This window comes from Nonomuraea bangladeshensis (assembly GCF_039529455.1).
GTDB classification, from domain to species: domain Bacteria; phylum Actinomycetota; class Actinomycetes; order Streptosporangiales; family Streptosporangiaceae; genus Nonomuraea; species Nonomuraea bangladeshensis.
Genome location: NZ_BAAAMV010000008.1, coordinates 280423 through 293276 on the forward strand (window position 1 = coordinate 280423; position 12854 = coordinate 293276).

General features: G+C 68.8%; 10 protein-coding genes. 8 read left to right on the forward strand and 2 right to left on the reverse strand.

The features are described from left to right. The first annotated feature begins 174 nt into the window (after positions 1-174). From ABD292_RS27380 to ABD292_RS27395, 4 genes are all read left to right on the forward strand, one after another. On the forward strand, positions 175-315 hold the full coding sequence (locus ABD292_RS27380; protein ID WP_344212147.1) for a hypothetical protein: 141 nt from the start codon (positions 175-177) through the stop codon (positions 313-315). An 889-nt stretch (positions 316-1204) separates the two neighbouring features. Beyond that, positions 1205-1510 carry a lactococcin 972 family bacteriocin gene (locus tag ABD292_RS27385; protein ID WP_344212149.1) on the forward strand — a complete coding sequence of 102 codons (306 nt, stop codon included), beginning with the start codon at positions 1205-1207 and terminating at the stop codon, positions 1508-1510. A 484-nt stretch (positions 1511-1994) separates the two neighbouring features. Beyond that, complete coding sequence (locus ABD292_RS27390) at positions 1995-4043, forward strand: hypothetical protein (RefSeq protein ID WP_344212151.1); 2049 nt, start codon at positions 1995-1997, stop codon at positions 4041-4043. 43 nt (positions 4044-4086) lie between these two features. Next, positions 4087-4710, forward strand: coding sequence for an ATP-binding cassette domain-containing protein (locus ABD292_RS27395; protein ID WP_344212153.1), 624 nt, complete (start codon positions 4087-4089; stop codon positions 4708-4710). Positions 4711-5006: 296 nt separating this feature from the next. On the opposite strand, the gene ABD292_RS27400 is transcribed toward ABD292_RS27395, so the two are convergent. Continuing rightward, a complete protein-coding gene (locus ABD292_RS27400; protein ID WP_020540721.1) occupies positions 5007-5216 on the reverse strand; it encodes an RNA-binding S4 domain-containing protein in 210 nt (69 codons plus the stop codon). Positions 5217-5226: 10 nt separating this feature from the next. Next, on the reverse strand, positions 5227-6903 hold the full coding sequence (locus ABD292_RS27405) for a PucR family transcriptional regulator (RefSeq protein WP_344212155.1): 1677 nt from the start codon (positions 6901-6903) through the stop codon (positions 5227-5229). Positions 6904-7034: 131 nt separating this feature from the next. Between ABD292_RS27405 and ABD292_RS27410 the strand changes: the two genes are divergently transcribed. From ABD292_RS27410 to ABD292_RS27425, 4 genes are all read left to right on the forward strand, one after another. Then, entirely contained in the window at positions 7035-7919 is an 885-nt protein-coding gene (locus tag ABD292_RS27410; RefSeq protein WP_344212157.1) for an oxamate carbamoyltransferase subunit AllH family protein, read from the forward strand. Next, positions 7916-9265 (forward strand): AllF/FdrA family protein, encoded by a 1350-nt coding sequence (locus ABD292_RS27415; protein WP_344212159.1) that lies wholly within the window; start codon positions 7916-7918, stop codon positions 9263-9265. Before ABD292_RS27410 ends, ABD292_RS27415 begins: the two co-directional genes overlap by 4 nt. Beyond that, complete coding sequence (locus tag ABD292_RS27420) at positions 9262-10662, forward strand: YlbE family protein (protein WP_344212161.1); 1401 nt, start codon at positions 9262-9264, stop codon at positions 10660-10662. The genes ABD292_RS27415 and ABD292_RS27420 overlap by 4 nt, the downstream gene beginning before the upstream one ends. A gap of 144 nt (positions 10663-10806) precedes the next feature. Further along, positions 10807-12843 carry a serine/threonine-protein kinase gene (locus ABD292_RS27425; protein WP_344212163.1) on the forward strand — a complete coding sequence of 679 codons (2037 nt, stop codon included), beginning with the start codon at positions 10807-10809 and terminating at the stop codon, positions 12841-12843. Positions 12844-12854: the final 11 nt, after the last annotated feature.

Sequence of the window (12854 nt, forward strand, 5' to 3'; positions counted from 1 at the left end):
GTGGAAGGTACGACATGGGACCGCGGCTTGTCTCTACAAGCGGACGGCGAGGACTCGTGGGACACGCCGGGTGCCGTGCTCCTGAGTAAATGCGCTGATCAGAGTGGGTTAACTAGCGCGTTGGGCGGGGTGCTGGCCCGGATGGGCGGCTCGCCGGTCTAGGACCGGGGCATCGTGCTCGTGCAACTCGCCGTGGCGATGATCCTCGGGGCGACCAGCATGCGGCAGATCGCCCTGCTGGCCCACCAGGAGACGGTCTTCGGCACCCCGCCGTCGGACTCCACCGTCCGCCAGCGCCCAACATCGTCAGAATGAAAAAGGCTCTTTCTCCGATGGGTGCAGTCCTCGACAAGCAGGTTGACCAGCGGTCATGCTTATAACAGCAGAGAAGAGCTACTCAGCGTATCAGGAAAGTGGCAGTCCCGTCGTTGACAGATCTTGACTTGTCGATCACATTTCTATTGATCATCTTTTTGTCGTGGCCCGACACCTGGAGGTTCGTCCTACTCAGGGGCCACATCGGCGTAAAGCGAAGCAGGCTTTCGAGATGTGCGGTCGCGGTATGCGAAGGTGGACAACAGTCTTTGTGGACTGTCATGCGGCGGTGGAGGTTCATCTGTAGTGCTGGTACCGGCTTACAACGCATTGACCAACTCACAGTCGAGCGCGCCGCCAAGGGCTAGCACCGAAGTTTTGAGTGAATCGAGTCGCTGTCGCAGCGCACGAGGCCCGACACACGTAGATCCGAGCACCGACAAAGCCGATGCGTACGACATGCGGTAGAGCACGGACCTTTGCTGGATGCTGGACGAGATGTGGTCGACACCAGTGGGAGACGGGTCGGACGCCTACTTAGCGAGCCATGAATACAGGGCGACTGGAACCTTGGCAAGGAGAAGAGGGTCGAGGCTCGTCCGCATCGTGGTTCGAGTGCCTGATTACTACATGACCTGCTGAGTTCCTACGATCGAATTCGCCGCCGCGAGCGGCAAACACGCACCGCATGACAAGGTGGCGCGCCACGTTCTGGCGTCACCTCCCTTTCTGCTGCCCAAATCGAATCTTTACCGTCCTCGAAACTCAAACAACAAGAGCCTTGTCATAGATCAGAACCTATGTAAGCATTAGGTCAAATGTCCGGTTAATACCCCTGACACCTCCGAAGGAGGCTAGGCGTGGTATTTCCCAAGAAGGAGGATTCTTTATGAGAATGCGCGCGAAACTGCTCGCCGGCGCAGCGATCATTGCGTCTGCCTTAACGGCTACCGCCGCCTGGGCGGACACCACCTACCCACCCGAGGGCGGCATCTGGAACCACGGCGTCAGCCAGGGGTACACCTACTCGGACTACTGGCATGACGCCGACTGCCATGGTTCTACGGCGGTGGGGGTCTCCACCGTTCGCTCACCGAACATGAACCCCGGGAGTTGGTCGAGGGCCAAGGTGGCCTCTTCGAGCTTCGGAAACGCGGCCTACTACAGGATTGAGGCCGGCGGCTCTTGCCCGTGATCGACCGTCCGGCTTCATGGGTCGGTGTGTCATGCGGCGGGCATACATTACGCTTACCGTGTCGCTAACTCCTGAACTGCGGCATTCACGGTGGAATTGACCATTCTCGGCCGGATCTCTAGGGCTAGAAAGGGTCTAGCCATCTGAGCGGTTAAAACGAGGCGGTCAGACGTCCGGGAGTGCATGAACTCGGCTGGTATCGTTTGCCGGGCCCATGACGTTCGAAGGTCAATGGCGCCAGACCCCTGCCTGGCGCCATTGACGATCACACAGATTCCTCGCATGAATTGCACCGGCCACGTGGTGTGCAGAAAAGTCGCTTGCATCTTCAGGTTCTGATATCGACAGCCGGATTGTTCGTGCTGCGCTAAGGCGTATCCTATAGTAGTTGCCGAGCGCGCAGGTCAGAGTTCAGTCCCGGGAATAAGACAACGTCGTGCATAGGGGGATGGTGTTGCTGCCTCGCAGCATCAGGCTTGCATATGTGCTGGCCATTACGTTCTCTGCGGTGATGGCTTTCAGCCTGGTGAACAGGATCGATGGAGATATAATCATCGGCGCGAAAGAGGTGCTGCGAGTCGCCGATACGGAGAACGCGCCACCTGGGGCGTCGGCGACAGAGAGGCTTGAGAAGTTTGCCCGGGATAGCAGCATAAACGTCGGCCGAATGGCACTTGACCTTGGTGACTTGCGGAAGCGAGTACTCTATCTTGCTGTCGGCGACCCGGGTGATGACTCTGCCGACTGGCTTCGGGATGGTTATCCAGCATTCAATACGGACACCGATATATCAGTACTTCCGATGGCAGCGACCACCGGCCTCGACTCACGCGGCTACTATTTTCTCTTCGGCGACCATGTCGACGCTGGCGTAATAGAGTCTTTTCAGGAAGAGATCCGATCTTTCGGGCTCACAGCGACTGTGGCTCCACCGCTGACCATGATGACGGCATATGCCATCTTCGTCTATGGGGCACCGCTCCAATGCTTCCTGGCGGTCTGCGGGGCGATCATCTGTCTGGTGATGCTCGGCGTTGTCTTTGGTTGCAAGTCCTACGGGATCCATCGGCTACAAGGACGTGGTTTCGCCGGTGTCCTGGGGCGTGACCTCAAGATCATCGCGGCGTTCGGGATATCTTCCCTGAGCGTGAGCATGCTAGCGGCGGCGGGAGCGCTGTTCGCCTACAACCGGCTGCATAGATTCGACTTCTATCTCTTGATATGGTTCGGCATCCTCGGACTCCTTGTCTCACTCGCTCTTGTGGCTCATTTGCTGGCGCTACTGCTCGCCTTCAGAGTCAATATTCCCTCGGCGATCAAAGGGGAAGTCCCGGCCAAGCAGGCCATCGTCGGCATATTCGGCGTCAGGATTCTTTCCGCCGGCGTCGCCCTAGCCATTGCGTCTGCGCTGCTGGTCACATGGCAGGTGCTGGACGGCAAGCAGGAAGGCCAGGAAAAGTTCCGCGCTGCCGGCGACGCGGTCCGAATCTCATTCAATGGAACGCTCGAACAGGAGGGCAATCGCCAATTCCGTGAAGTGGGCGCCTGGATCCGCCAGGCAGATCGGGCCGGGCAGGCAATCGTCTCCCATCGTGGGATGCTCGCCGATTTCTTTCCCGAGCACGCGCCTTATGGTGAGGTCCTGACGGTGAATGACGCTTACCTGGCGCGGCAAGAGGTCCGTACGCAATCTGGAGACAGGGTATTGCGAGACTCGGGTGCAAATCATGTCCGTGTCCTGGTTCCGCCGGCGCTCATGCGCGACGAAGAGCGCATCGCGCGGGCGATGAGTAACTGGGTGACCACTCAAAGCAGGAGGAACGGGGTTCCCTCCTCACCTGTGGAAATATCGGTGGCGTTGGCCGGTCAGCGGCTCTTCACCTACGGATCCGGCGCCGCCGAGGTGGGGAATCCGTTGATCTCGGACCCCATCGTGGTGATTGTTCCTGCTGCTAGGATTTTTTCGGACATCGGCTATGCGGCGTACGCGTCGCAAGCTTCAATCATCTTCACTGAGTCGGACCTCGTCGAAAATGCCCGACGCAATGGGGCGTTCAGGACCTACATCAATGGCGTGGAACCAATCGCTTTGCGAGCCGCTTACGAACACAGAGACATGTCCGTGAGCTTCTGGTTCATGCTGATCAACCTGGTGATCGCCGTAGCGGTCATGATGGTGTCCGCCATCGGGATGAGCCATCTCTACTTCCAGAAGAACGCCCAGCGTATCTTCGCGCAGAACTTGTTCGGCTGGTCAGCCGTCAGGGTTCACAGCCGTCTGCTCACGGCCGAGGTCATCGCGACGCTTTTGTTCGTCGCATACGTCGCCTTCGACACCCTCGAACGGTGGCAGTTTCGAGAACAGGGTGCACCCAGGATGATGGCTCCCTCCGTAGCTCAAGAGATCATGTCGGTGACCGGCTGGGAACCTGCACTGGCCGCAACGCTGGTCTGCGCAGGGCTCTGTGGCAGCCTCGGCGTTCTCGGTGTACTTGGCAGGCGCGCGGGACGGAACGCAGCGGCCAGAATGTGATCAGTATGGACGTCGATGCCTGCTCTAAACAAAGGAAATACGAATGTTGCTGGTGGAGAGCGCGGTCAAGTCGATTGGGGAACGTACGATCTGGAGCGATCTCAGCTTCAGCGTCGAGACGGGTGAGATGATGGCCGTCACCGGGCGGAGCGGGAGTGGGAAGTCAACCCTCCTGAACTGCATAGGATTGCTCGACCGAATAGATGAGGGTCGGATTGTCATAAATGGCCATAACGTTACCAGGTGCAACTCTAAGAAGGCACGGAAATTCCGGAGGGACCATCTTGGCTATGTCTTCCAGAACTACGCCCTTATTGAAGGGGCTACGGTGCGGGACAATCTCGACGTCGCGGTTGTGCGCGGCACTAGGAGGGCAGCGCGGGGATCGTACGAGAGCGTTTTGGATCAGGTTGGGCTGGGAGGGCGGGTAAAGGACAAGATTTTCCAGCTCAGCGGGGGCGAACAGCAACGGGTTGCGTTGGCTCGGCTCCTGGTGAAGCGTCCCTCGATCGTGCTCGCCGATGAACCCACAGGGTCGCTTGACGCGTGGAACGCAGAATTGGTCGTGCAGATTCTCCGGGATATGGCGAACGCGGGTTGTGCGGTGCTCATAGCGACGCACAATGAGCTAGTCGCCAAGGCATGTGACACGCAACTCGAGTTGTAAGTCGAACCACGCCCTCTCGTAGAGAAGCGGTCAACGGCGGCGTGTAGCAAGGGGTGAGCCGGCCGGCCGCCATAGTAGAGCAGTGCCCATCGAACAACGGACACGCCCAGCCGTAGGCGAACTACGCGCATGCCGAGCCAGATCAACAGCAGCTTGCCGTACTACACCGGCATCGGATGATCTGGTCGGTATCGGTGGCTTGGCCATGACCGTTCACGCGAGCCAGGGCATCTACCACTGCCTGCGCTCGGCATCCGAGGGGACCGCGCATCTCGACGGCGGCACCGTTCGGGCTGCTAGGCGACGTGAATGGAGAAACCGTCGCCGCTCACGACCTGGCCGGCCCGGATCTTGGCGGTCTTGCGCAGCTCCACCTCCCCGTCCACGAGGACCAGGCCCTCGGCGATGAGGTGCTTGGCCATGCCGCCGGTCTCGGTGACGCCGCAGTACTTCAGCAGGTCGCAGAGCGGGATGAAATCGGAGCGCAGTTCGAAGTCGAGGTCCACGGGGACAAGCCTAGATACCTCTCATGCGCAGGACGTGCAGGGCCAGCGTCAGGTTGAGCCGCAGGTGCGGGTCGTCGGTGAAGTTGCCGAGCATCCGCTCCAGCTTGCCGATGCGGTAGCGCAGCGTGTTGTAGTGGAAGTGCAGCCGGCGCGCGGTCTCGGCCACGTTGAGGTTGGTCTCCAGCAGCACGTGGAGGGTGCGGCGGAGGTCGGCGTTCTCGGCGTCGTCGTCGGCGGCCAGCGGGCCGAGCGTCTCGCGGACGAACGCGTGCAGCTCGTCGGTGTCGTTGACCAGCGACAGCAGCCGGTAGACGCCGAGCTGGTCGAAGTGGGCGACCGCGCCGGGGCCGTGGAGCTGGCGGCCGACGCGGGCCGCCTTGAGCGCCTGCGCGTACGCCTCGGGCAGCGCGTCCGCTCCCGGGCTCGGCCGGGAGGTGCCGGTGGAGAACGTCGCGGGCGGCAGGTCGGCGAAGGCCGCGGCGGCGTCCTTGGCCACCCGCGCCGCGTCGAGCCCGGCGTCGATCACCGCCACCACCTCGTGCGAGAACCCGGCCACCGCGCCGCGCGGGTCGTGCCGCCTGACGGCCGCCGTCCAGCAGGCGACGAGCCGGTCCTGGGCGCTGCGTTCGTCGCCTTCGGGGTCGAGCTCGGCCACGAGCACGGTCACCGGCCGCGACAGGTCCCATCCGAACGCCCGCGCGCGGCCGTTGACCCGTTCGGCCGTGCCGGCCCGGCCGGTGAGCACGTCGCGCAGGAAGTCGGCGCGGTATTTGCTCTCGACGGCGTTGACCGCCTCCTGCCGGGTGACGACGAGCGCGGCCACGGTGGCGGCCCGCTCCAGGATGCCGACGTCGCTGTCCCTGATCGCGGTCGAGGCGCTGTAGGCGACGATGCGGCCGTGGTGATGCCCGCCGGCCAGCACGGGCACCGAGGCGAACTCCCGGCCGCCGCGCCCCCCTGCCCCGGTCCTGGCGGCCCCGCCGGTTCCGGACTTCGCGGCCCCGCCGGTCCCGGCCCTCGCGGGCGCGCGGGCGGCCGTGGTGGGCGGCCCCTCGCGGGAGATCGACTCGCGCAGCGCGGCCACGTGCTCGGCCGGACCGGCGGTGGCCAGCACGGCACCGGCGCCGTCCACGACCGCCACCGACACGTCGAGGAGCTGCGCCACCTCGGCGGCCACCTCGCCCAGCCCGCCACCGGCCAGCACGACCTGCACCAGCGCGCGGTGCGCCTCCTCGGCGCGGGCCAGCACGGCGGCCTGCCGGTTGAGAATGTCGGTGAGCACCTGGTTGAGGATGTCGTCGAAGCCCACGTCGTTGGGCAGCAGGATGAGCGGGAAGCCGAGCCGGTCGGCCTGCTCCACCATGTCGCCCGGCAGCTCGTCGACGTACCTGCCGAGCTTGATCGCGAGGGCGGCGAGGCCGCGCTCGTCGAGGTCGGCGACCAGCCGGCCGAGCGACTGCGGGGTGTTGCGCAGCGGGTAGCCGGTGGTGAGCAGCAGCTCGTGCGGCTTGACCCAGGCCAGGATGTCGGGGACCTCCATGACGTTGAGCCGCTGCACGATGCGGCCGAGCCCGCTCTCGCCCGCGATGAGCCTGGCCTCCGCGAGGGTCGACACGCCCAGCACCTCCCCGACGGAGACACCGTGAATGATGGTGCCGGTGCTGGCGAGACGGACTGGGGGCTCCATGGGGAGATTGTGACCCCCGGAACGGTCTGTCAGGAAGAGCCAACCTTCCCGCGCACTGTTGGCAAATTTCTCCGTACGGAGGGTTCGCCGGCCGTTCTACGGTCAGGTCCAAGGTCGGTCAGGGAGGTCCGTTGCCCGTCGGTGTCCATGTCAGCACGTCCGCGCGGCGCACCCGCGTCCGTGCCTCGGCTCACGTCCCGGGAGCGGCCAGCACCGCGGTCCGTCCGCTCCTGGAGGCGTCGCGGCGGCCCGCCCGGGTACTCGCGGCGTTCCCCGCCGGGGTCTACCTGGAGGTGCGGACGGAGCTGGAGCCGACGGTGATCGCGGTCATCACCGGCGAGGCGGTCCGGCTCCCCAACTCCGTGCTGCTGGCGGGCGGACTGCCCAGGGTCGAGGTGGGCGAGGAGGCGTGGGTGGGCGACCGGGGCGTGGACCTCGGGCCGCTGAGCCTGCGCGTCCGGCGCTGGTGGGATCCCGCGCCGCCGCTGGGGCAGGTGGACCTGGCGGGCCTGGAGGGGGCCGCCACGGTCCTCGCCCGGCCGGCGGAGCCCGCTCCCGGGCTGCCGGGCAACGGCGCGGTCGCCGCGCTCGCGGCGGCCTGCGGGCGCGGCTGGCTGCTGGGCATGGCGACGGCGGCCGAGCAACTGGTCGGGCTCGGTCCCGGGCTCACGCCGAGCGGTGACGACGTGCTGGCCGGGCTGCTGGTGACGCTGCGGCACCTCGGGACGGCGACGGGGACGGAGCGGGCGGTGTGGCTGGCCGGCTGGCTGGCGGCGACCGTGACGTTCGACGCGCGCACCCGTACCACTCCCCTGTCGGCGACGCTCCTGCACTGCGCGGCCAGGGGCGAGGCGAGCCCGGAGGTGACGGCGGTGCTGCGCGGCGTCGCCGGCGCGCAGCCGCTCGAACCGGCGCTGCGGCGGCTGCGCCGGGTCGGCCACACCTCGGGGGCCGACCTCGCGCAGGGGATCGCGATCGGCGTGGACGCCGTGCTCTCACTCGGCGGGCGTCCGTGAGCGGGGAGGTCGTCCTCGTCCGCAAGGGCGCCTATCACGACTCGGTACGGCTCATGCGGGTGAGCAGGGCGCTGTCGGCGACGCCGGGCGTCGAGACGGCCATGGTCGCCATGGCGACGGAGCTGAACGTGGCGGTGCTCGGCGACCTCGGCTTCACCGTGCCGCCGGCCGGTCCCGGCGACCTGCTGATCGCCGTACGGGCCGACGACCCCGGCGCGGCCGTGGCGGAGGCGGACCGGCGGCTCGGCGAGCTCGAACGGCCCGGTGAGGCGGGGGCGGACGGGCAGCCGCCGCTGACGACCGGGTCGGCGATCCGCCGCGAGCCCGCCGGGCTGGCGGTCGTCTCGGTGCCGGGCGAGCACGCGTTCTGCGAGGCGTACGACGCGGTGGCGGCCGGGCTGCCGGTCATGATCTTCAGTGACGGCGTGCCGGTCGCGCTGGAGCGGCGGCTGAAGGAGCTGGCCGAGGAGCGGGACGTCCTGGTCATGGGCCCCGACTGCGGCACCGCCTCGATCGGCGGGGTGGGGCTCGGGTTCGCGAACGTGCTCGCGCCGGGGCCCGTCGGCGTGGTGGCGGCCTCCGGCACCGGCGCGCAGCAGGTCACCTCGCTGCTCGACTGGGCGGGGGCGGGGGTCAGCCACATCCTGGGCGTGGGAGGCAGGGACCTGTCGGCCGAGGTCGGCGGCCTGTCCACGCTGCGCGCGCTGCGCCTGCTGGACGACGACCCGGCCACCGAGCTGATCGTGCTGATCTCGAAGCCGCCCGCGCCGGAGGTGGCGGGGGCGGTGGCGGAGGCCGTGGCGGGGCTGCGCACCCCGGTGATCAGCGCGCTGCTCGGGCGGGACGCCACCGACCTGACCGACACGGCCGAGGCCGCGCTGCGGGCGCTCGGCCGGCCGGTGCCGGAGTGGCCGTCCTGGCCAGGCCCGGTGCGCGGCGGCGCGCGCAAGGCGCTCAAGGGCCTCTACTCCGGCGGGACGCTGAGCACGGAGGCCGCGCTGGTCGCCGGGCAGGGCGACTTCGTGGACTACGGCGACGACGCCTACACGCGGGGCCGCGCGCACCCGATGATCGACCCCGCGCTGCGCGTGGAGGCGCTGGCGCGGGCGGCGGAGACGGACGTGGTGCTCATGGACGTCGTCCTCGGCCACGCGGCCGACCCCGATCCCGCCGTGACGCTCGCTCCGGCCATCGCCCGTACGCCGGCCACCGTGGTCGTGGCGCTGGTCGGCACCCAGGGCGACCCGCAGGACCTGCACCGCCAGGCCGCGGCCCTGCGGGAGGCGGGGGCGGCCGTCTACCTCTCGAACGCCCAGGCCGCCCGGCACGCCAGGAGCCTCCTGTGACCTTCCTGTCCGCCCCGTCCCGCGTCGTCACGACCGGGGCCGGTCTGCTCGACGAGTCCCTGGCCGCGCAGGCCGTGGCCACCACGCCCGTGGACTGGCGCCCGCCGCTGCCGGGCACCGCCGAGGCGCTGGTCAGGGTGCTGTCCGACCCGCGCAGGCAGGCCGCGAACGAGCTGGCCGCCCGCCGCCTGACGTCCGCCAGGCCGCATCTCGTGGGCGTCCGGCGTGCCTCGGAGGTGCTGGGCGAGGCGCTGGCGGGCGGCGCGTTCCTGCACGCGGGGCCGCCGATCACCTGGGAGCGGGCGTCCGGGCCGCTGCGCGGCGCGCTCATCGGCGCGATGCTGCTGGAGGGCCGGGCGGGCGACGAGCGCGACGCGGAGCGCGGGCTGGCGGCCGGCGAGGCGGCGCTGCGGCCCTGCCATGAGCACGGCGCGGTGGGGCCGATGGCGGGCGTGGTGAGCCCGTCGATGTGGATGTTCGAGGTGCGCGACGAGGAGCACGGCGGGCTCGCGTACTGCTCGCTGAACGAGGGCCTGGGCAAGGTCCTGCGGTACGGCGCGTACGGCCCCGAGGTGCTGGAGCGGCTGCGCTGGATGGACGAGGTGCTCGGCCCCGTGCTCGCCGCGGCGCTGGCCGCGACCGGGCCGCTCGACCTGCGCGCGCTCGTCGCGCAGGCGCTGCAGATGGGCGACGAGCTGCACAACCGCAACCGCGCGGCCACTTCGCTGCTGCTGCGCGAGCTGGCCCCGGCCGTGGTCGAGGCCGCGCCGGGGCGGGCGGCGGAGGTGCTGCGCTTCATGGGCGGCAACGACCACTTCTTCCTCAACGCGGGCATGGCCGCGGCCAAGGCCGCCACGGACGCCGCCCGCGACGTGCCCGGCTCGTCCATGGTCGTGGCGATGGCCCGCAACGGCACCGAGTTCGGGGTGCAGGTGTCGGGGCTCGGCGGGCGCTGGTTCACCGGCCCGGCGGGGGTGCCCGACGGGCTCTACCTCGGCTCGTACGGCCCCGACGACGCCAATCCCGACATCGGCGATTCCACGATCACCGAAACCGCGGGCCTCGGCGGTTTCGCGATGGCGGCCGCGCCCGCGATCGTGCGTTTCGTGGGCGGCGAGGTGGCCGACGCCGTACGGGCCACCCGCTCGATGTACGAGATCACGCTCGCCGAACATCCGGCGTACCAGATTCCCGGGCTCGGCTTCCGCGGCACGCCGGTCGGCGTCGACGTGGCCCTGGTGGCCAGGACGGGCGTGCTGCCGGTGGTCAACACCGGTATCGCGGGCCGCGTGGCGGGAACCGGGCAGGTCGGGGCGGGTCTGGTCGAACCACCCGCACAGGCGTTCGTGGCCGCTTTGCTGGCATTGGCCGCAGCGGTAAATGATCCAATTTCTTGAAATTCGCCATATCTGCACGTCAAGGGCGTTGTAACGACGTATCAGCTTCCCTTGCGCATTCGCCGCCGTTATCGTAACGAACCTCATAATCTGCAAGTAGCGTGATGAACGCACGTGACGGATGAGGGAGATGGGGGCGGGATCATGGCAGCCGACCGCTTGCTCGGCGGATCCGGCCAGGCAGGGGACGCCGTGAGCGGCGCCGCCCAGGGCCAGGGCCGGCTGGTCGGCCGGCGCTACCGCCTGATGTCCCCGGTCGGCAGGGGCGGCATGGGCATGGTGTGGCACGCCCACGACGTGCTGCTCGACCGGGACGTGGCGGTCAAGGAGCTCATGCTGCCCTACGGGCTCGACCAGGCGGGCAAGGAGCTCGCGCACCGGCGGATGCTGCGCGAGGCGAGATCGGCCGCCCGCCTGCAGCACCCCGGCATCGTGACCGTCCACGACGTGGTCGAGGAGGACGGGCGGCCCTGGATCGTCATGGAGCTGGTCCGCGCGTGGTCGCTGGAGCAGGCGGTGCGCCAGAGCGGGCCGCTGCCGGTGATCCAGGCGGCCGAGATCGCCATCCGGGTGCTCGACGCGCTCATGCACGCGCACGCCGCCGGCATCCTGCACCGCGACATCAAGCCCGGCAACGTGCTGCTGACCTCCGACCGCGTCGTGCTGACCGACTTCGGCATCGCGGCCATCGAGGGCGACGTGACGATCACCCAGACCGGGCTGCTCATGGGGTCGCCGGCGTACATCCCGCCGGAGCGGCTGTCGGGGCAGACGATCACGCAGGCGGCCGACCTGTGGTCGTTCGGCGCCACCCTGTACGCCGCCGTCGAGGGGCGGCCGCCGTACGAGGGTCCTGACCCGGTCGCGGTGCTCGGCCAGGTGCTCACCCAGCCCCCGATCACGCCGCAGCGCGCCGGCTCGCTCATGCCGGTGATCGAGGGCCTGCTGCGCAAGAACCCCGAGGAGCGGCTGACCGCCCCGCAGGTCGTCGAGATGCTGGAGGCGGTGCTGCGGGCGCACGGCTCGGTCCGGCCGCGCACGCCCGAGCCGCTGCCGAGCCCGGTGGAGCCGGTGCCCGCCGACCTGCTGCCGCCGCTGGACCCGCCGTCGGGGCCGATGCCCTCGCGGATCGTGGAGACGCCCTCGGGGCCGGTGCGGATCCCGTACGACCCGCTCACCAGCCCGTCGGGCGGGCACGCGATGCCGTACGACGGGCTGGGCTCGCCGTCCGGCAGTCACCGCACCGACCAGATCCCGCGCCCGCAGGGCTTCGGCGACCCCGCCTACCCCGGCGGGCCGCCCCCCGGCCTGTCCCCTGGGCTGAACAGGGAACCGGACGACGACCTGATCGGCGGGTCCGGCCCGCATCCGCGCCCGATCCTGCCGCTGACCACGGACAGCCGCTCCGCCGGCCCCGCGGACACCCCGTGGCCGCTGGCCTCCCCCGACGACCTGCGCGAGCACTCGCGCGGCCTGACCGACGACCTGCGCCCCGGCCGCCTGACCCGGCTGCCCTCCGCCGCGCCGCGCACGGGCAGGAGCCGGCGGCGGACCGAGGACGACGACGGCCTGTGGATGCGCGACGGCCGGCCCACGCCGCTCACGATCGCGGGCTCCCTGGTGGTGGTGGGCGGCGCCATCGTCGCGGCCGTACTCGGCCTGTCGAGCGGCGGCTCCCCCACGCCGGTGGCCGGGCAGCCCGCCGCCACGGCCACCGCACGCACCCTGCAGAGCGAGCCGTCGGCGGCGCCCGACGGCTACCGGGAGCAGACCGCGGCCGGGTTCACGGTCGCGGTGCCCGAGGGCTGGAAGCTGGCGGCGGCGGGCGGCGTGGCGACGTTCACCGGGCCCAAGGACTCCGGCCTGCGCGCGGTGGTCGAGGACGCGAGCCCGGAGGCCGACGGCGGCCTGGCGGAGCTGAGCCACCGGGAGTCCGAGGGCGGGAAGGAGAGCTACATCCAGGTGCAGCTCCAGGGCGTGAACTACCGGGGCTGGAAGGCGGCCGACTGGGAGTACACGTACACGACCGCGGCCGGCGTCCCCATGCACGCGCTGACCCGGTACGTCACCGTGGACGACACCACCGCCTTCACGATCACCTTCGACGTGCCCGAGCTGAAGTGGGACGAGCAGGCCGACATGCGCAAGGTGTTCCTCAACACCTTCCGCCAGACCACCTGACCCCCGTTTTG